The organism is Pigmentiphaga aceris, assembly GCF_008119665.1.
Taxonomy (GTDB): domain Bacteria; phylum Pseudomonadota; class Gammaproteobacteria; order Burkholderiales; family Burkholderiaceae_B; genus Pigmentiphaga; species Pigmentiphaga aceris.
The window spans coordinates 267,544-287,705 of sequence record NZ_CP043046.1; the positions used below are offsets into that span (position 1 = coordinate 267,544).

At 62.4% G+C, this 20,162-nt stretch carries 12 protein-coding genes; 9 read left to right on the plus strand and 3 right to left on the minus strand.

Translation table 11 applies throughout. From position 1 onward, the window contains the following. Nucleotides 1–36: 36 nt before the first annotated feature. On the minus strand, nt 37–852 hold the full coding sequence (locus tag FXN63_RS01180) for an ABC transporter ATP-binding protein (protein ID WP_148812058.1): 816 nt from the start codon (nt 850–852) through the stop codon (nt 37–39). 141 nt (nt 853–993) lie between these two features. On the opposite strand from FXN63_RS01180, the gene FXN63_RS01185 reads away from it, so the two are divergent. Then, nucleotides 994–1,725, plus strand: coding sequence for a GntR family transcriptional regulator (locus FXN63_RS01185; RefSeq protein ID WP_148812060.1), 732 nt, complete (start codon nt 994–996; stop codon nt 1,723–1,725). A 145-nt stretch (nt 1,726–1,870) separates the two neighbouring features. After that, complete coding sequence (locus tag FXN63_RS01190) at nt 1,871–3,562, plus strand: SulP family inorganic anion transporter (protein ID WP_148812062.1); 1,692 nt, start codon at nt 1,871–1,873, stop codon at nt 3,560–3,562. A 55-nt stretch (nt 3,563–3,617) separates the two neighbouring features. On the opposite strand, the gene FXN63_RS01195 is transcribed toward FXN63_RS01190, so the two are convergent. Next, nucleotides 3,618–4,673 carry an MBL fold metallo-hydrolase gene (locus tag FXN63_RS01195; protein WP_148812064.1) on the minus strand — a complete coding sequence of 352 codons (1,056 nt, stop codon included), beginning with the start codon at nt 4,671–4,673 and terminating at the stop codon, nt 3,618–3,620. 195 nt (nt 4,674–4,868) lie between these two features. Continuing rightward, nucleotides 4,869–5,192: a helix-turn-helix domain-containing protein gene (locus tag FXN63_RS01200; RefSeq protein WP_148812066.1), complete on the minus strand. Its 324-nt coding sequence runs from the start codon at nt 5,190–5,192 to the stop codon at nt 4,869–4,871. A 272-nt stretch (nt 5,193–5,464) separates the two neighbouring features. On the opposite strand from FXN63_RS01200, the gene FXN63_RS01205 reads away from it, so the two are divergent. The 7 genes from FXN63_RS01205 (at nt 5,465) to FXN63_RS01235 (ending at nt 20,139) form a co-directional block, all read left to right on the plus strand. Beyond that, nucleotides 5,465–6,022, plus strand: a complete 558-nt coding sequence (locus FXN63_RS01205; protein ID WP_148812068.1) for a MerR family transcriptional regulator — start codon at nt 5,465–5,467, stop codon at nt 6,020–6,022. Between the two features lie 132 nt (nt 6,023–6,154). After that, on the plus strand, nt 6,155–7,333 hold the full coding sequence (locus FXN63_RS01210; RefSeq protein ID WP_148812069.1) for an isovaleryl-CoA dehydrogenase: 1,179 nt from the start codon (nt 6,155–6,157) through the stop codon (nt 7,331–7,333). A gap of 7 nt (nt 7,334–7,340) precedes the next feature. Next, nucleotides 7,341–9,155: a bifunctional isocitrate dehydrogenase kinase/phosphatase gene (gene aceK / locus FXN63_RS01215; protein ID WP_148812071.1), complete on the plus strand. Its 1,815-nt coding sequence runs from the start codon at nt 7,341–7,343 to the stop codon at nt 9,153–9,155. 37 nt (nt 9,156–9,192) lie between these two features. Next, nucleotides 9,193–10,374 carry an acetyl-CoA C-acetyltransferase gene (locus tag FXN63_RS01220; RefSeq protein ID WP_148812074.1) on the plus strand — a complete coding sequence of 394 codons (1,182 nt, stop codon included), beginning with the start codon at nt 9,193–9,195 and terminating at the stop codon, nt 10,372–10,374. A 637-nt stretch (nt 10,375–11,011) separates the two neighbouring features. Further along, nucleotides 11,012–16,945, plus strand: a complete 5,934-nt coding sequence (locus FXN63_RS01225; RefSeq protein WP_148812076.1) for a Calx-beta domain-containing protein — start codon at nt 11,012–11,014, stop codon at nt 16,943–16,945. Nucleotides 16,946–17,202: 257 nt separating this feature from the next. Further along, a complete protein-coding gene (locus FXN63_RS01230) occupies nt 17,203–18,336 on the plus strand; it encodes an acyl-CoA dehydrogenase family protein (RefSeq protein WP_148812078.1) in 1,134 nt (377 codons plus the stop codon). 195 nt (nt 18,337–18,531) lie between these two features. Further along, complete coding sequence (locus FXN63_RS01235) at nt 18,532–20,139, plus strand: carboxyl transferase domain-containing protein (RefSeq protein ID WP_148812080.1); 1,608 nt, start codon at nt 18,532–18,534, stop codon at nt 20,137–20,139. The last annotated feature ends 23 nt before the right edge of the window (nt 20,140–20,162 follow it).

Genomic DNA, 20,162 nt, shown 5'->3' on the forward strand with positions numbered 1-20,162 from the left:
TGTGCGTTTGATCATGCGTTCAACTCGGGTGAAGGGCTAGGGTTGGATGGCGTTTTCGGACTGCGCCATGACACTGGCAATGCGCTCCATGAGCGTGTTGCGATAATCCAGAAACGCAGACAGGCGGCGCGTCTGCAAGTTGTTGCGCGGGCGCGGCAGATCGATCTGCAACTCGCTGTGTATGCCACCCGGCGCGATGTTCAGCATCACGACCCGATCGGCCAGAAACACGGCTTCGTCGATGTCGTGCGTGATGAACAACACCGTCTGGCCTAGTTGTGCCCAAATGCGCAAAATCTCTTCGTTCATGGCGGCGCGGCTGATCGCATCCAGCGCGGCGAACGGTTCATCCATCAGCAATACGCCAGGTTCTAGCGCAAGCGTGCGGGCCAATGACACCCGCTGCTGCATGCCACCCGACAGCTCTCGGGGCAGACGCAATGCCGCGTGTTCAAGACCGACCAGACGCAGGTATGACCTGGCCTTCTCGCGTTGTTCGGCCACACTGCCCTGGCGTGCCATACGCAGGCCAAAGCGGACGTTTTCCAGCGCACTCAGCCAAGGGAACAGTTGCGGTCCCTGAAACACGTAACCCAGCTCGGCACGTTCGGGGCGGACCGGCGCATTGTTGATGTGGATATGGCCGGCCTGAGGTTGTTGAAAGCCAGACAGCAGGTTCAGCAATGTGGTCTTGCCACAGCCGGACGGCCCCAGGATGGCAACGAATTCACCGGGCTTGGCGCGCAGGCTGAAACGGTCGAATACCGGGCGGCCATTGGCGTAGCTGAAGCTGACCGCATCGGCGCGCAATGCATCGACCGACGGGCGCGACTCTGGCGGAATTTGGGGCATGACGGCGGGCGCGCACTACTACAATAGAGATCTTGCAATAATACGTATTAATACAAGTTGGCTTAAGACTGTATTGTCATATCCATAGAGACGAAGCAAGATGCCGCGCCGATATGGCTCCCGCGCTTTTGGAATTTCACTTTGAGTATTCTTCGCGACAGCACTACATCGCTTTACCAGCAGATCGCTCAACAGCTTCTGGATGAAATCCGGCGTGGGGATTTCGAGCCTTCTGGCAAGTTGCCGTCCGAGGCCGAACTGGGTCAGCGTTTCAAGGTCAGCCGGGTCACAGTCCGTCTGGCGATCGGCAAACTCAGCGATGACGGCGTGGTCGAACGCAAACAGGGCAAGGGTACGTTCGCGGCAGCCAAACAGGTGCGGCACGGCCTGGATGCTTTGCGCAGCTTTCATGAAGCGCTGCTGCTGCAAGGCTTGAACGCAAGCATGCGAGTGACCGGCAGTCAGGTAGTGGCTGTACCCGAGACGCTGCGGGTGCTGTTTGGTTCGTCACTGCAATGTCTGTGCGTCGAGCGCCTTCACTTCGTCGACGGCGAGGCCATTGCGATGGGACGCAGTTATTTGCCGCTTGAACTGGAAACCGTGGTGTGGAAAGACGTGGAGCAGCAACCGATCTACTCGGTGCTGGAAAGCGTCACCGGCTGTGCAGTCAGCCGTGCCGACATGGCCATCCGTGCCCAGCAGGCAGACAAGACATTGGCCACTGCGCTGAACGTGCCGCGCGGGGCGGCGTTGCTGGTGATGGAGCGTACGTCCTGGTTCGCCGATGGCCGCTGCTGCGACCGAACAACGTTCTACATCCGGCCGGAACGCTATTCCTTCGTACTCAGTGGCGTATTCAAACAAGGGCATTGAGTTGGAAATCAACGTGTCTGCCGCAACGAGCGACGTGAATCCATAGCCGTGTGGAACGGTGATGCGGGACCTGGGTATAGTCGGGCCAGATGGCCTGCCCTTAGACAGCTTGCATATCCTGGTTTTTTCTCATGATCCTTGCACGATGAGCCGCGCCCGCTGGCAGACCTGGCTCCGCCCCTATGCCCCATTCCTGGCTTGGCCACGCCCCACCGCGTCCAGCCTGCGCGCCGACGCGCGTGCCGGGCTGACACTGGGCCTGATCCTGGTACCGCAAGCCGTGGCCTATGCCATCCTGGCCGGCATGCCGCCGATCACCGGCTTGTATGCGGCATTGCTGCCGCCGCTGGTGGGCATTTTGTGGGGATCTTGCGGCCTGCTGGGTATCGGGCCGGTAGCCCTGACCAGCATGTTGATCGCCGGTTCGCTGTCCGGGCTGGCATGGGCCGGATCGCCACGATGGGCAGAACTCGGCGTGTGGCTGGCGCTCATGTCGGGGGCGATCCAGTTCGCCATTGGTGCCTTGCGCCTGGGCACCATTGTTGATTTCCTGTCATCCACTGTGGTGAAGGCGTTCACGCAGGCGGCCGCCTTGCTGATCGTACTGTCGCAGTTGCCGGCCTTGTTGGGCATGGATGCAAGCCAGGTGTGGGGTGCCCTGCGCGAAGGCGCGCCCGCGGTTGCGTGGTACAGCATCGACAAGCTGGGTGCCTTGTTCGGCCTGGGCACGATGGCGTTTCTGGTCTTGCTGCGCCGCTACGGAAAACGTTATCCACTGGTGGTGTTTGCGGCCTTATGCACAGGCGTGCTCAGCTGGATCACCGGCTACCGCGCACGCGGTGGCGCGGTCGTGGGTGAGTTGCCGGCAGGTCTGCCGGACATCACCATGCCCACGCTGATGAACTGGTCCGACTACCGTGCGCTGCTGCCCGCAGCAATTGTGATTGCGCTGGTCAGCTTTGTGGAAACCTTGGCCAGCGCCCGCAGCATTTCGCGTATTCAGCGCGTGCGCTGGGATGGCAATCAGGAATTGATCGGACAGGGCCTGGCCAAGGTGGCCAGCGGTTTCTGCGGGGCATTCCCGGTCAGCGCGTCGTTCTCGCGTTCGGCATTGAATGTCTACAGCGGTGCGTTCAGCGGCTGGACGGCAGGCTTCTCGTTCCTGTGTGTGCTGGCGACTTTGCTGTGGTTCACGCCGCTGCTGGCCTGGTTGCCGCTGCCGACTCTGGCCGCAGTGATCATCGTGTCGTCGGTACTGAACCTGATGGAACCCAAGTGGTTCGTGCAGCTGTGGCGCGCATCGCGGACAGAAACCTTCATCGCACTGGCAACCGTGGTGGCGACCCTGATCGCCGCTCCGCAATTGCAGTGGGGCGTGCTGGCGGGCTTTTTGCTGTCCCTGGGGCATTACCTGTACCAGCGTTCACACCCGCGCATCATCGAGGTCAGTGCGCATGAAGACGGCACCTTGCGCGACCGTCAACGGCTGGATTTGCCGCCGCTTGCCCCCGGCCTGCTGGCCGTGCGCATGGACGAGGCGCTGAACTTCGTCACCGCATCGCCCTTGGAACACTTCATCCTGGACCGTTGCCGCGCCGACCCGGGCATCCGCCAGGTGTTGCTGCATGCCGGGCCGATCAACGGCATCGACAACAGCGGCGTCGAGACGCTTGCCTACCTGGTTGGTGCCTTGCGCGAGCGTGGCATCGCACTGCACCTGTCTGGTTTGAAAAAGCAGGTCGAAGACGTGTTGCGGGCCACTCAGGTGCTGCCCCTGCCCGAACCAGGCAAGGTGTTCGCGACGGAAGGGCAGGCGATTGCGGAACTGCGCAGCTAGGCTGCGCATCTTGTGATGTCAGCCTCCAGGCGCTCAACCCCAGGAACGCAGACTTTTACCCAGCCACCACAAAGCGCACGATCCCATCGTCCCCGATCGTGCGCGTCAACTGCCCGCTGTAATACAGCAGATGCTGATGCGCCAGCGCTTCGCCCAGCGCAAAGGTCAGCTGGTGCACATCCAGCTTGCGCTTGAACATCAGCGGCACGATCTCGGCGGCAGACTGGGGTGTCTTGCTGGCGGCCAGCACCTCGGCCAGGCGCTCGGCATGGTGGTCTTCCTGCTGACGAATGCGCTCGTGCAAGCCGTGGAAAGGGCGGCCGTGCGAAGGCAGTACCAGCGCATCTTCCGGCAAGGGCGCGAACTTCTTGATTGAGCGCAGATACAGACGCAGCGGGTCGGCCTCGGGTTCGGTATCGAACACGCTGACATTGGTCGAGATGCGCGGCAACACCATGTCGCCCGCGATCAGGATGTTGCGCTCGCGGTCATACAGCGCCGCATGTTCCGGCGAATGGCCGGCACCGTCGATCACCTCCCAGGTGAAATCACCGATGCGAATCTGGTCGCCATCCATGATGCGAACCATCTGGTCGGGCACCGCAGGCACCAGATCGGAAAAATAGCTGCTGCGCGCACGCAGCTGTCCCAGCGCATCCGGGTCGGTCACGCCGTGGCGCGCATAGTGCGCGGCGATCTGATCGCCACGGCCCGGGTTGCGGCTTTCCGTATGTAGCTTGGCCAGCGCGTAATCCGTCATGGTCATCCACAGCGGCGCATTCCAGGTCTCCGTCAACCACGACGCCAGGCCCACATGGTCTGGGTGCATGTGGGTGACCAGCACGCGCAGGATCGGCAGACCATCCAGGCCGTGATCGAAAATCTCGGTCCAGTACGCCTTCAGATTGTCGCGCGACACCCCACAGTCGACTACCGTCCAGCCCTCGCGACCATCGATGCGGTCGCGCAGCAGCCAAAGGTTGACGTGGTCCAGCGCAAACGGCAGCGGCATGCGCACCCAGCGCAGGCCGGGGACGATGTCGCGGGTCTTGCCGAATTCGGGCAGTGCATCGCCGAAGGGATAGTTGAGGCGGGCTTCCAGAGGATTCATGGCGTTCCTGGGTGTGCTGGTGTGCTTGGCAAGAGGCCAGCCAGCCACGGAAACAGCCTGGCGGGCGGCGAGGATTGGTTGACGTTTACGTAAACTGCAAGTGTACGTGAGCGCCAGATCCTGTGGCTGCCTTGGCAGCGTATTTGGTGCCACGCTGCTTTTTGAAGGACTTGCTGTGGGCAGAAGGTCGCCGTGCTATGCCAAGACTTGCAAGCCGTGTTTTTGAACGATGCTCAGCAGTTTGAGCGCCATGCCGCTTGGGCGTTTGGCCCCCGTCTCCCACTTTTCGACGGTGCTCTCGCTGGTGTTGAGATAGCGGGCAAAAACCGGCTGGCTGACGTTGTTGGCCTCGCGAAGTTGTTTGATCTGCGCAGGTTCGATGCTGTCGGGCACTGCCAAGTGACGTGCATCAAAGTCCCGCATCGTTGCTTTGTCGAGTGCACCAAGCTTGTGGAGCATGGCCGCAGCCGAATGGATCGCTTCGGAGCTGTCGCGCTTGAACTTATTTTTGGTTGTCATGGCAAAAATGTAGCACTGGGTGCTACCAAGCGGATACCGCACAAACCTTTCGTCGCCAGCAAGTGGTCGATGCAAGCGGCTACGGGACAACAGTGCTGGCGCTGGATTGGCCTTGAAGCAAGTAAACGATGGGGGAGAGGGCGGCCGAGCATGGACGACGGTGACATCGTCCACTAGAATGAGTTGACGTTTACGTAAACTGCCAGTGTACGTGAGCCCCGGGCCGCAGGCCCAGCCCAACCCGCAATCAAGCGGGGTATGCAGGAGTTTCCATGGCCACGCCAAGCACCAAACCGCCCGTCCAGACCGCAGCGACGACCGCACCGACCACGCCACCCGCTGCGTCTTCTGCGACCTACACGATCTCTGCGCTGGCGCGCGAGTTCGACATCACGCCGCGTGCGATTCGTTTCTACGAAGACCAGGGCATCCTGTCGCCGTCGCGCGCGGGTCGCAATCGTGTCTACGCTGCCCGCGACCGGGCACGGTTGAAGCTGCTGCTGCGGGGCAAACGCCTTGGCCTGTCCTTGTCGGAAGTGCGCTCGCTGATCGATATGTACGACTCGCCGCGTGACACCGAGGCGCAGTTGCGCGAATTCCTGGCCGTGCTGGCGCGCCATCGTGCCACGCTGGAGCGTCAACGCGAAGATATCGGGGTGACCTTGGCCGAAATCAGCGCCCATGAAACGCAGTGCCACGCCTTGCTGGTTGCCCAGGAAACCGCGTCAGCCGCCGCCGACAGCGCCGATTCGCAGGCTGCGTCTACCAAAACACCCACCAAGGCACCCGCCAAACGGGCGCGCAGCCGCGCAACCGCCGCCCAGGAATAAACACCTTGGTCATCCCGCAGATCGTCTTGCGGGTTTTGACCAGTTGAATTTCTCCATCGATCCTGCGTAAAGTGACGTTTACGTAAACGTAAACACAGTAGTTAACAGGGGCCTGCGCCCAGGAGACCGTCCATGAACCTTCCCGGCCTGAATTTCGATCTGGGCGATGACATCGACATGTTGCGCGACGCCGTGCGCGATTTTGCACAGACCGAAATCGCGCCGCGCGCCGCCGAGATCGATCGCAGCGACGTGTTTCCGGCAGACCTGTGGCAAAAGATGGGCACGCTTGGCGTGCTGGGCGTGACGGTCGACGAAGCCTACGGCGGCGCGGGCATGGGTTACCTGGCGCACATGATCGCCATGGAAGAAATCTCGCGCGCCAGTGCATCGGTAGGCTTGTCCTACGGCGCGCATTCGAACCTGTGCGTGAACCAGATCCACCGCAACGGCACGGAAGCACAGAAGCAGAAATACCTGCCCAAGCTGATCAGCGGCGAACACGTCGGTGCCTTGGCGATGAGCGAACCCGGTGCCGGGTCCGATGTGGTCAGCATGCGCCTGCGCGCCGAACACAAGGGCGACCGCTACGTGTTGAACGGCACGAAGATGTGGATCACCAACGGGCCAGACGCCGACACCCTGGTGGTCTACGCCAAGACCGACCCGGACATGAAGTCGCGCGGCATCACCGCTTTCCTTATCGAAAAAGGATTCAAGGGCTTTTCCATCGCCCAGAAGCTCGACAAACTGGGCATGCGCGGCAGCCACACCGGTGAACTGGTGTTCGAGAACTGCGAAGTGCCCGAGGAAAACGTGCTGGGCGGCGTGGGCAATGGCGTGAAGGTCTTGATGAGCGGCCTGGACTACGAACGTGCCGTGTTGTCCGGTGGCCCGATCGGCATCATGCAGGCTTGCCTGGATTCCGTCATTCCCTACGTGCATGAACGCAAGCAGTTCGGCCAGGCCATCGGCGAATTCCAGCTGATTCAAGGCAAGCTGGCCGACATGTACACCATCTTCCAGGCCAGCCGTTCTTACTGCTACACGGTGGGCAAGAACCTGGACCGCCTGGGCAACGAACACGTTCGCCAAGTGCGCAAGGATTGCGCATCCCTGATCCTGTATTGCGCCGAAAAAGCCACCTGGATGGCGGGTGAATCGATTCAGGTACTGGGTGGCAATGGCTACATCAATGAATACCCGGTGGGCCGCCTGTGGCGCGATGCCAAGCTGTATGAAATCGGTGCCGGCACCAGCGAGATCCGTCGTATGCTGATCGGCCGCGAATTGTTCAACGAGACCACCTGAGCCTGTCGTGGATCGTCATGGTGACCTGCCCGTGATCGTGCAGGCTCCGGCTGCTGCGCCGGTAGCCAGCGCGGTTGCGCGTGCGATCCTGGCGGGCTTCGATCGTCACTACGCGCTGTTCCGTTATTGCGCACAGCGCGCCAAGTCCTTGTTCGAATCGGGCGACTGGATTGGCATCCAGCGCCTGGCGCGCGAACGCATCGAATACTACGACGCACGGGTACGCGAATGTGTGGCCAAGCTTCGCGCCGCCTACGGCGATGCCTTGTCGTCCGATGCGTTCTGGGCACCGTTGAAGCAGGAATTCGTACTGCTGCTGGCCGACCACAGCCAGCCCGAATGTGCGGAGACCTTCTTCAATTCGGTCTGCAGCCAGGTGCTGCACCGAGATCACTTCAACAACGCCTTCCTGTTCGTGCGCCCCGCCGTGGCAACCGACCATCTGGATGCCGGCGTCCCGTCCTATCGCTGCTATTACCCCTTGCAGCAAGGCTGGCGCGCGAGCCTGACGCAGATGATGGCCGACGTGGGCCTGGCATGTCCGTATGCCGATCTGCCTGCCGACATCGGCCGCGTCATGCGGGCGGGCGTCCGTTATCTGCGTGCGTTGCCGGGTGCGCCCTTGGCCGGTTTCGAGCTGGCCCTCGATTGCCAATTGCAGGTGCTGGGCACGCTGTTCTATCGCAACAAGGGTGCTTATCTGGTCGGACGGCTGGTCAATCAGCACACCATCTACCCGTTTGCGTTGCCCCTGCTGCGAGATCCGGGCGGCAGGCTGTATATCGACGCGCTGCTGTTCGACCGCGATGACCTGACCGCACTCTTCAGTTTCACGCGCGCGTACTTCCTGGTCGACATGGAAGTGCCCGCCGCCTACGTGCGTTTTCTGCGCACGCTGATCCCCAACAAGCCCGAAGCCGAGCTGTACACCACCATCGGTCTGCACAAGCAGGGCAAGACACTTTTCTACCGCGACTTCCTTCACCACCTGCGTCATTCGCATGACCGATTTGTGATTGCGCCAGGTATTCGCGGCATGGTCATGTTGGTCTTCACGCTGCCGTCATACCCATATGTGTTCAAGATCATTCGTGACCGCATTGCCAAAGACCGCATGGACCGCACCACCGTGCTGGCCAAATACCAGCTGGTGAAGTTGCATGACCGGGTCGGCCGTCTGGCGGACACCTGGGAATACTCGCAAGTAGCCTTGCCGCGTGCGCGCGTCGCCCCCGCGCTGATCGAGGAATTGCAGCGTCTGGCACCCAGCGCGATCGAAGAAGTGGGTGACATGCTGGTGGTCAAGCACGTGTATATCGAGCGCCGCATGACGCCGCTCAACCTTTATCTGCAAGACGCCAATGATGTCCAGCTTGAACATGGGATACGCGAATATGGCAATGCCATTCGTGAGTTGGCCGCGGCCAATATCTTCCCTGGCGACATGCTTTTCAAAAATTTTGGCGTGACGAGACTCGGCCGTGTCGTGTTCTACGATTACGATGAAATCCAGTACATGACGGAGATGAATTTCCGTCGTATACCGGAGGCTCCCAACGAAGAAGCAGAGCTCGCCAGCGAGCCCTGGTATCCGGTGGGGGCCAATGACGTCTTTCCCGAGGAGTTCGAGCGTTTCCTGCTGGGTGATGCACGGGTTCGTCGCACGTTCATGAAAGAACATGCGGCGCTGCTCGATGCCGACTACTGGCAAGCGGCGCGCGCACGCAATCGGCGTGGGCGTCTGGATGACATCTTCCCGTACGACACAACCCGGCAATTTGTCCGCACGACCCGTGACGCCGTTCGCGCGTCACGCAAGTGAGCTCAAACTTCGTGGCACTCTTATCCTGGAGCTTTGCATGTCCGATTCCATCGTTATCGTTTCCGCCGCTCGCACGCCCGTAGGCAGCATGCTGGGCGAGTTGTCTTCCTTCACTGCGCCGCAGTTGGGCAGCATCGCCATCAAGGCCGCGGTTGAGCGCGCCGGGTTGAAGCCGGAAGACGTGCAGGAACTGATCTTTGGCAACGTATTGCCTGCGGGCATTGGTCAGGCACCTGCACGTCAGGCCGTGATCGGCGCGGGCCTGCCGCTGTCGACCGGTGCCACCACCATCAACAAGGTCTGCGGCTCGGGCATGAAGGCCACGATGCTGGCCCATGACCTGATCCTGGCCGGTACCGCCGACGTCATGGTGGCGGGTGGCATGGAAAGCATGAGCAATGCCCCCTACCTGATCCCCAAGGGTCGCCAGGGTTACCGCTTCGGCCACGCCACCATGTATGACCACATGGCCCTGGATGGTCTGGAAGATGCCTACGAGCGCGGCACCGCCATGGGCGTCTACGCCGAAGCATGCGTGTCCAAGTACAGCTTCACCCGCGAAGACCAGGACGCCTTTGCACTCGAATCGCTGCGCCGCGCACGCCAGGCGACGGAAGACGGTGGCTTCAAGTGGGAAATCGCCCCGATCACGATCAAGGGCAAGAAGGGTGACCAGGTCATCGACCGTGACGAAGGTCCGGTGCGCGCCATGCCGGAAAAGATCCCCGGTCTGAAGCCCGCCTTCAAGAAAGACGGTTCGGTTACCGCCGCCAATTCCTCGTCGATCTCCGATGGCGCAGCTGCGCTGGTGGTGGCACGCGAATCGAAGGCGCAAGCACTGGGCTTGACGCCGATTGCTCGCATCGTTGCGCACACCACGCACTCGCAGGAACCGGAATGGTTCACCACTGCCCCGGTCGGCGCGATCAGCAAGCTGCTGGACAAGACCGGCTGGAAGGTCGAGGACGTGGATCTGTTCGAGATCAACGAAGCCTTCGCGGTCGTGGCGATGGCAGCGATGAAAGAACTGAACCTGCCGCATGAGAAGGTCAATGTGCACGGTGGTGCCACCGCACTGGGTCACCCGATCGGTGCCAGCGGTGCCCGCATTCTGGTGACGCTGATCGGCGCGCTGAAGCAAAGCGGCGGCAAGCGCGGCATTGCCAGCCTGTGCATTGGTGGCGGTGAGGCTACGGCCATGGCGATCGAGCTGATCTGAACTGAGTTCAACTCGTAGGTAGTGCCCTGAGCGGGCGGCAGGTGTGCATGCACATCTGCCGCCTGTTTTCATTTGGTCCTGAACGTTGACGCGGTGCAGTCGGGTGTACTGACGACTACACCATCACGTGCGAAGGCGGCGCGATGATTGCCTTGGTCAACGGCAACAATTTCATGAACAGTCATGCTTGTGTCGCGAATATGTAATGACCGGGTAAAAGACCGACAACATAGCTGATGGCTCGGTGTGACTGAGGTCACAGGCTCTGGGGATTTAACCGTCAGGCAAAACTTTTCCGACAAAAATCAATACTTTTACCCTGACGATTCTCTTACAAATACTTGCACGCGGGGCGAGATTTGAGAGAACCGGATGACAGTAGTGACGCAGATCGCCGCGGGTGGCACAGCCCGCCGGAATACACCACCGAGGGCTCGCTCGAGTCGTCTCGCGGTTGCGCCATGAGGGCTTGCCGTTTTCCCGTTGACCATCTTGCCGCCCTGCTACCTCACCTTGCGACGCCCCTGGCCGGAGAACCGCCGGACGCGTATGGCGAAGGCAATCCTGCCTCCCTTCATCGCCGCACCAACGTTCGTCGGTGTGTATCCCGACTGCACGATTTCCTGACTGGACCCACATGAGCTACAGCACCCAAACCGGCACGATCAATATCGAGTCGCCCGTCGACAGCATCTCCAGCTACGAAGCCACGGGTTTGGCCGGTGGCGGCATCGCGAGCCTGTATACGCGGTCGTCGTCCGGGAATCCAGCGCAGTATTTCCTGGAAATGTTCGATGCCAGTGGCACCCAGATTGGTCAACTGATCAGCTTGCGCGGCTTCGTTAGCACCACAATGGAGAATTACACGTTCCGGGTTCTGGGGCTCTCCGATGGAAAGGTGGCCGTTGCCTATTACAAACCCAGTACCACTGGGGTAGGTCCCGGCAACGCATATTTTTTCGTCGTCGATCAAAGCGGCAACAAGGTCGTGGCCGACACGCAGATCAATACCTTCACCGGGAGTTCGCTTACCCGGGCGCTTGACTTGGTCGAACTGGAAAACGGCAACATCGCCTTTTCGTATCAGCGCGCCGACAATGCCAGCCACGCCACGCGGGTCTTCACGCCCACGGGAACAGCTGTCAGCGCCGAAACGCTTGCATCCAATTCGATCTCGTCGCTCAGTGCTATCGCTGCGAATAAGAACGGCGGCTATATCGTCACCTATGGGAACAACGGCGCGCTCGATTTCAAGATCTACTCTGCCGATGGCGTACAGCAGTCGGCCGGCACCGCCTATACCCCGTCCGGTACCACTTCCATCCTGTGGGAGGTCACCGGGCTGGAGACCGGAAATTACTTGCTCACCTACATTCCCGGATCGACCACCACGCTGACGTCGTCCGGCGTCCTGGTGACTGGTGGCGGCCAGGTGTCGTCGATCGGGACCATCCAGGGCGGTGGTGGTGCCGGGCGCGTGGTGTCGGTCGTGAATTCTGACGGCACGTCGGGGTTCGTGACAATGAACACGCCCACCGCGAACAGGGATCAGGCCACGCTGTACTACTACTCCAATGACGGCGTGCTGCAAGGGTCGACCCCGAATGCCGCGTCGGCCGTCAACAACGGGGTGGTACCGGGCTTCCAGCTCTATGCCGGTCATGCTCAAGGCTCGACGCTTCTCATCCGCGAAGCTCCAACCGCTAGCGCTGCAAATGGCACGACCCTGAAAGCCGTGTTGTTCGACCAGGCTGCCACCCCCGTCGTCTCGCTGTCGACCAACACCGCGTCGATCAATGAAGCTGCAGGCATTGCCACCATCACGGCAACGATCAGCAGCGTGGCCGCCACCGACACCATCGTCACGCTGAAGCTGGAAGGCACGGCCACGGGCGGTGGTGTGGACTACAGCGCGGCCGCGCCCACCATCACCATCCAGGCCGGTCAGTTGACCGGCACGACCACGCTGACTGCGGTCCAGGACACCCTGGATGAGAACGACGAAACCATCGTGGTCGGCATCCAGTCGGTCAGCGGGGGCGGCAATGCGCGGGCGGGCACGGGCCAGGTCACGGTGACCATCATCGACGACGATCTGCCCCCTGCCTTGTCGATTGCGGACAGCAGCGTGCAGGAAGGGAATACCGGCACCACGGCCATGGTCTTCACGGTGAGCCTGGGTGCTGCGTCAGGCAAGGCCGTGACGGTCAACTACGCCACTGCCGATGGCACCGCCACCGCCGGCAGCGACTACACGGCCGCCAGTGGCACGCTGACCTTCGCCGCGGGCGAAACCAGCAAACAGATCACGGTGCTGGTGATCGGTGACACGATCACGGAGGCCAACAAGACCTTCACCGTCAATCTCTCCGCACCCACCAATGCGTCGGTCGGTACCGCCAGCGCGACCGGCACGATCATCGACGACGAGAACCCTGCGCCCACGCTGGCTACGCCCTCGCCGATCACCCTGGTCGACACCGCCGCCGCCGACACCTTCACGAACGTCACCGGCAGCCTGAGCGCAAGCGATGCCGACGGCATTGCAGGCTATGGCATCACGGGAAGCAGCGCCGTCAACGTGTCGATCGATGGCGCGACCTACAACCTCAGCCGCACGGGTAGCTACGGCACGCTCTACCTCGCCAGCAGCACGGGCAACTACGTGTATGTGCCCAATGCCACTGCCATCGATGCGCTGGGTGCCGGGCCGCAGTCGGAAACCTTCACCGTATCTGCCACGGACAGCCATGCGTCGCCGGCCACCGCCACGGCATCCCTGGTCGTCAACGTGACCGGTGCCAACGATGCACCGACGGCGCTGGCGCTGAGCCGGGCCAGCGTCAACCAGAGTGCGGGCGTGAACGCCCTTGTGGGTAGTCTCACGACGACCGACGCGGAAAGCGGCCAGACCCACACCTACAGCCTGATTGCGGGCAACGGCACCAACGATCAGCACAATGCCAGCTTTGACGTCGTGGGTGCCGCTCTGCAGGCGAAGAATGCGGGTGCGCTGGCAGCCGGTACCTACAACGTCTTTGTCCGTACCGACGACGGCCAAGGCGGCCACTTCGACCGCGCCTTCACGATCACCGTGGTCGACGACGTCCCACCCACCACCACGCTCGCAGGCATCGGCTTCAACGACACCGGCGAGAACACCACCGACTTCATCACCAACTTGGCCGCGCAGACGGTAACCGCCACGCTCAGCCAGGGCCTGGCGGTTGGCGAGCGCGTGCTGGCATCGGTGAATGGCGGCACGGACTGGGCCGATGTGACCGGCAGCGTGCTCGGCACCAGCCTGACCTGGACGGCAGCAACGTTCCTGCCGGGCATCCAGGAGCTCCAGCTGAAGGTGGTCGATGCCGCCAACAATTCGGGAACGGTCGGCAGGCAGGCATATGAACTCGATGTCACGGTGCCTGCCAATCCGGTGATCACCTCGGCGGCGCAGACCAGAAATGCCGCGCCCGTGATTTCCGGCACAGCCGAAGCCGGTACCCGCGTCACGCTGACGGTGGGCGGGGCAACCTACACCACCACGGCCACAGGCGGTAACTGGTCCGTCGACCTGGCCACGGCGCAGCCGAACGATGGGTCGCTGACGCTGAATGACAATGGCAACAACGCGGTATCGGTGACGTCCAAGGACGTCGCCGGCAACGAGTCGCCGCAAACCACCCAGACCCTGGTCATCGACAGCATTGCGCCTCTGGCACCAGTCATCAGCTCTCCAGCGCTGACCAAGCAGGCCGCACCCGTCATCAGCGGCACGGCCGAGGTGGGGGCAAGCGTCACGGTGACGATCGGCACGGCGACCTACACCACCACCGCGACGGCGGGCGCCTGGTCGGTCGACCTTGGCACTGCCCCGACGCAGGGATCTTTGTCGCTGAACACGAATGGCAGCAACGCCGTGTCGGTGACGGCGACCGACCCTGCCGGCAACGACTCGCCCCCGGCGACGCAGGCGCTGGTCATCGACACCACCCCGCCAGCGACGGTCTTCAGCGCGGTGACCTTCAGCGACGACGTGGGCACCGACACAACCGACCTCATCACGAATGTCACCGTCCAGACCATCAGGGCGACCTTGAGCATCGCCCCGATCGTTGGCGACAAGGTTTTCGGCTCAGTGGACGGTTTGACCTGGGTCGACATCACGGCCAGCGTGGTCAACACAGCGCTGACCTGGGAGAACGTTTCCTTGCCGGCAGGCACGGGCACGCTGCGCTTGAAGGTGACGGACGCGGCCGGTAACGACAGCGTCGTTCAAGACAAAACCTACGTTCTGGACCTCGTGGTGCCGACCACGCAGGCCACGGCAGCTTCGTTCTCGCTGCTGGCGGACACGGGTGCCCAGTCCAATGACTTGATCACCAGGACGGCGCAGCAGGACCTGAGCGGTCAATTGAATGCCGCGCTGCAGAGCGGCGAATTCGTTGAAGTGTCCGTCAACGGCGGCACGACCTGGGTCCGCGCACAGGCCAATGTCGGCGACTCCACCTGGACGGCAGGCAACCTGACCCTGCTGCCGGGTGCCCAGTCCTTCGCGGTACGGGTGTCCGACATCGCCGGCAATCACGGTGAAGCCATCAGCCGGGCCTACGTGCTGGATACGGGTGCCCCGCAGTTCAGTGAGGCGCGTGTCAATGGCACGAGCCTGGTGCTGAGCTACACCGACACGAGTTTGCTCGATGCGGTGAACTTGCCCGCCAACAGCGCGTTCACCGTGACGGTGGCGGGCGACGTGATCGCAGTGGAGTCCGTGACGATCGACGCAACGGCCGGCACGGTGACGCTCACCCTGGCAAGCGCGGTCACTGCGGGTCAGGCGGTTACGGTCGCCTACACGGACCAGGTCGGAGACGATGCCAACGCCATCCAGGACTTGGCCGGTAACGATGCCGCGACATTTGCGGCTGTGTCGGTGAGCAACGTCACGCCAGTTCCGCCGGTGACGCCGCCCGTCACGCCGCCGGCCGGCACGATGGTGGACGGCGTGCCGGTGCAGGTCGGCACCGGGTCGGACGGCCAGCAGCAGATCACCGTTCCGGTGGTCACCCCCACCCGCAGCGAAGACAACAGCACGCCCAACAGCACGCTTGCGGATATCGCGGTGGTGAGGAATGCCAGCGGTGACGCATTGCTCAACCTGGGTCTGCCAGTTGGTACGGGCCTGACGACCAACGGTCCCGCCACCACGGTGTCGGTCACCAACGCCCATGCGGTGCTCGATGGCCGCATCGCCTCGGTCAGCGGCACGGCGGCGCAATCCGCTGCGGCACAGGCCTTCCTGGATTCATTGCCGGCAGGTAACCAGGTGGTGGTGCAGACGGTGACAATCACCGCGCAAGCTGCCGGAGGCGGTCCGCTGGTCATCAGCGCGGCCAACCTGCAGAACGGTCAAAATACGGCGGTGGTGATCGATACGCGGGCGCTGCCGGCCGGCACGCTGCTGAGCCTGAACAACATCGACTTCGCGATCATCGTGGGCAACGCCCGGGTCACTGGCGGCGCAGGTGCCAACATTGCCTACGGCGATGACGATAACCAGTTCATCCTGCTTGGCGAAGGCGACGACATCCTGCACGGTGCGGGGGGCAACGACACGGTCGGTTCGCTGCGCGGCAACGACCAGACCTTCGGCGATGGCGGCGACGACATCGTCTACGGCGGCACCGGCAACGACACGCTGCACGGTGGCAGCGGCAACGACCGCATGAATGGCGGTTTCGGATTCGACACCGCCGTGCAGTCGGGCGTGCTGAGCGACTACACCTATGCACTGGACGGCCACACCGTCGTGCTGACGCACAAGGTAAGCGGTGAGATCGACCGTTTCCTCGATGTCGAGAACATTGTTTTCGACAGCGGTCGTTCGATCATCGTCGCGCACGAGGCCGGCGACGTGGCCACCTTGACCGCGCGGGTCGCCGATGCGGAGCTCATCGCCTTGAACGCGAACCGAGCAGTCAGCGGTACCGCGGGCAACGACGAGGTCACACCCACGCTGGGCATGGCGCTGAACATAAATCTGGGTGACGGCATCGACATCGTCCGCCTGGGCGGGGGCCGCACCGACGTGCACATCGACGTCGAAGCAGGTGAACGTGCGGAACTGACCCGGTTGGAAGACGGTGCGATGCTGGCGTTCAACAAGGTGGAAATGCTTGCCTTCGCCAACGGCAATGTGACCGTGCTCGCGCATAACCACGCTGAGGCCGTGATCGGTCGCAGCTACGAGCTGCTGCTTGGCCGCAATGTCGACACCGGGGGTTATGGGTTCTGGATCACGGGCATCCGTACCGGGGTCGGCCTGCACGACACCTTGAACCGCATGATGCAATCGCCGGAGTTCACCGGCGGTACACTGTCCAACGCCGACTTCATCGAGTCGCTGTACACGACGGGGTTGAACCGGGCGTCGGACGCCAGCGGCAAGGCGTTCTGGGTCGGGGCGCTGGAAAATGGCGTCAGCCGCGCGCAGGTGTTGGACGGTTTTGCCTCCACGACCGAGGCCGTCGCCACCATCGGCAGCACCATCGATGTAACCGTCGTGTCGTAATCGGATCAGCATCGCCGGTCCTGGAACAGGGGTTGGCGATGCCGTGGCATGCGGATTCATCATGGCGCGCCGGGTTCATGTTGCGGCGCACTGCGGGTTTAGCCTGCCTTGAATCGTGGGCCCAGGTGCGCATAAATTGACGTTTACGTAAACGTCATTGATGTGGGTGGTGTCGACCCGTGCCGCCGAACAGACAGTGGCATGGTCGGGGCGTCGGGCCCGCCCGCCATTCTGCAGCACACTGCGAAGGAGAATGCATGTCCCTCACTGAAGACCAGCGCATGGTGCAAGAGGCGGTCCGCACCTACGTGAGCGAACAGGTCGCCCCGCATGCCGCGTCATGGGACAAGGAAAGCCGGTTCCCGGCCGAGGCCCTGAAGGGCTTGGCCGAGCTGGGCTGCTTTGGCATCACCGTGCCGGAGCAATATGGTGGTGCAGCGCTGGACTACGTGTCCCTGGCACTCATCATCGAAGAAATCGCAGCCGGCGACGGCGCGACTTCCACCATCATTTCGGTGAACAACTGCCCGGTGTGTTCCATCGTGCAGACCTTCGGCAACGAAGCGCAGAAACAGCAGTGGCTGGTGCCGCTGGCGCGCGGCGAGATGCTGGGTGCGTTCTGCCTGACCGAGCCGCACGTGGGGTCTGACGCATCCGCCTTGCGCACCACTGCGCGCCGTGATGGCGACGAATATGTGATCGACGGGGTGAAGCAGTTCATCACGTCCGGCAAGAATGCCGATGTGGCCATCGTGCTGGCCGTCACCGACCGCGACGCCGGTAAGCGTGGCATCAGCGCGTTCCTGGTGCCGACCAATGCGCCGGGCTACATCGTTGCACGCATCGAAGACAAGCTCGGTCAGCACGCGTCCGACACCGCGCAGATCGTGTTCGAGAACTGCCGTATTCCAGCCGCCAATCTGCTGGGCGCGGAAGGCGCGGGCTACAAGATGGCGCTGGCCGGGCTGGAAGGCGGGCGTATCGGTATCGCATCCCAATCAGTAGGCATGGCGCGCGCGGCATTCGACGCTGCCTTGAAGTACGCGCACGAACGCACAGCGTTCGGCAAAACCATTTTTGAACATCAGGCCGTGCAGTTCCGCCTGGCCGACATGGCCACGCAGCTGGAAGCCGCACGCCAATTGATTCACCACGCAGCGCGCCTGCGCGACGCTGGCGTGCCGTGCCTGAAAGAAGCGGCGATGGCGAAGCTGTTCGCCTCGGAAGCCGCCGAAAAAATCTGCTCGGACGCCATCCAGATTCATGGTGGCTACGGCTATCTGTCCGACTTTCCGGTCGAGCGCATTTACCGCGACGTGCGCGTGGCGCAGATCTACGAAGGCACCAGTGATATTCAGCGCCTGTTGATCGGCCGCGCATTGGCTGCGTAGAAGAAGCTAGCGGCGGGCTGCATGGTGCGAGTGCGGCCCTGGCGAACACTCCGCCGCGCTTCTGAATTCCATCACGCAGCGCTTCAAACGATTCCTCCTTTTCAGAGTCCAGAATGCAAACACCCCCACGCTCTCTTCGTTCGCTGCCCCCCAAGGGGGCTTCAGTAACCTTCGGGCGGCCGGGCGGTTACTGATATGTCCATCATCGAGTCAAAGATCAACGCCCGCTCGGCCGACTTCACGGCCAATGCCAGCGCCATGCAGGCCCAGGTGGACGACCTCAATGCGCAGTTGGCCAAGGTGTCGCTGGGCGGCGGTGAGGCCGCGCGCGCCAAGCACACGGCGCGTGGCAAATTGCTGCCGCGTGATCGCATCGCCAACCTGCTGGACCCCGGCAGCGCCTTCCTGGAAATATCCCCGATGGCGGCCTGGGGTCTGTATGACGACGAAGCCCCCAGCGCAGGCGTGATCGCAGGCATCGGGCGCGTGTCGGGCCGTGAATGCGTGATCGTGTGCAACGACGCGACGGTGAAGGGTGGCACCTACTACCCGATGACGGTGAAGAAGCATCTGCGGGCACAGGAAATTGCTGAACAGAATCGCCTGCCGTGCGTGTACCTGGTGGACTCGGGCGGTGCCTACCTGCCGCGCCAGGATGAGGTGTTCCCGGACCGCGATCACTTCGGCCGCATCTTCTTCAACCAGGCCAACATGTCGGCGCAAGGCATTGCGCAGATCGCCGTGGTAATGGGGTCTTGCACGGCGGGTGGCGCGTATGTGCCGGCGATGAGTGATGAATCGATCATCGTGAAGAACCAGGGCACCATCTTCCTGGGTGGCCCGCCGCTGGTGAAGGCGGCCACGGGTGAAGAGGTCAGCAGCGAAGACCTGGGCGGCGGTGACGTGCACACCCGTCTGTCGGGCGTGGCCGACCACCTGGCGTCGAACGACCTGCATGCGCTGCAACTTGCGCGCAATGCGGTGGGTCGTCTGAACCTGCAAAAGCCGCATCCGCTGGACATCAAGCCCTCGCGCGAGCCGCTGTACGACCCGTCGGAAATCTACGGCGTGATCCCGGCCGATACGCGCAAGCCTTATGACGTGCGCGAGATCATTGCGCGCTTGGTCGACGGCTCTGAATTCGATGAATTCAAGGCGCGTTTCGGCAGCACGCTGGTGACGGGTTTTGCGCACATCCACGGCATGCCGGTCGGCATTGTGGCGAACAACGGCATTCTGTTTTCCGAGTCGGCGCAGAAGGGCGCGCACTTCATCGAGCTGTGCGGCCAGCGCAAGATTCCGCTGGTGTTCCTGCAGAACATCACCGGTTTCATGGTCGGTCGCAAATACGAAAACGAAGGCATTGCGCGTCATGGCGCGAAGATGGTCACGGCGGTTGCCACCGTGCAAGTGCCCAAGTTCACCGTGCTGATCGGTGGGTCCTTCGGGGCCGGCAACTACGGCATGTGCGGTCGTGCATATTCGCCACGCATGTTGTTCATGTGGCCGAACGCACGCATCTCGGTGATGGGCGGCGAACAAGCGGCTAGCGTGCTGGCCACTGTGCGCCGTGATGGCATCGAAGCGCGTGGCGGCGAATGGTCGGCGGAAGAAGAAGCCGATTTCAAGACCCCGATCCGCGAACGCTACGAGCGCGAAGGGCATTCGTATTACGCCACCGCACGCCTGTGGGACGACGGCATCATCGACCCGGCCGACACCCGCCGTGTGCTGGGCCTGGCCTTGTCGGCCTCGCTGAATGCGCCGATTCCGGAACCGCGCTTCGGCATCTTCCGCATGTAAGTGCTGGCCGTGAGTTTTGCCTG

Coding starts and splice junctions, on each gene's coding strand:
- FXN63_RS01190 (WP_148812062.1), top strand. CDS start 1,871: ATGAGCCGCGCCCGCTGGCAGACCTGGCTCCGCCCCTATGCCCCATTC.
- FXN63_RS01220 (WP_148812074.1), top strand. CDS start 9,193: ATGTCCGATTCCATCGTTATCGTTTCCGCCGCTCGCACGCCCGTAGGC.
- FXN63_RS01200 (WP_148812066.1), bottom strand. CDS start 5,192: ATGACAACCAAAAATAAGTTCAAGCGCGACAGCTCCGAAGCGATCCAT.
- FXN63_RS01205 (WP_148812068.1), top strand. CDS start 5,465: ATGGCCACGCCAAGCACCAAACCGCCCGTCCAGACCGCAGCGACGACC.
- FXN63_RS01180 (WP_148812058.1), bottom strand. CDS start 852: ATGCCCCAAATTCCGCCAGAGTCGCGCCCGTCGGTCGATGCATTGCGC.
- FXN63_RS01225 (WP_148812076.1), top strand. CDS start 11,012: ATGAGCTACAGCACCCAAACCGGCACGATCAATATCGAGTCGCCCGTC.
- FXN63_RS01210 (WP_148812069.1), top strand. CDS start 6,155: ATGAACCTTCCCGGCCTGAATTTCGATCTGGGCGATGACATCGACATG.
- FXN63_RS01195 (WP_148812064.1), bottom strand. CDS start 4,673: ATGAATCCTCTGGAAGCCCGCCTCAACTATCCCTTCGGCGATGCACTG.
- FXN63_RS01230 (WP_148812078.1), top strand. CDS start 17,203: ATGTCCCTCACTGAAGACCAGCGCATGGTGCAAGAGGCGGTCCGCACC.
- FXN63_RS01235 (WP_148812080.1), top strand. CDS start 18,532: ATGTCCATCATCGAGTCAAAGATCAACGCCCGCTCGGCCGACTTCACG.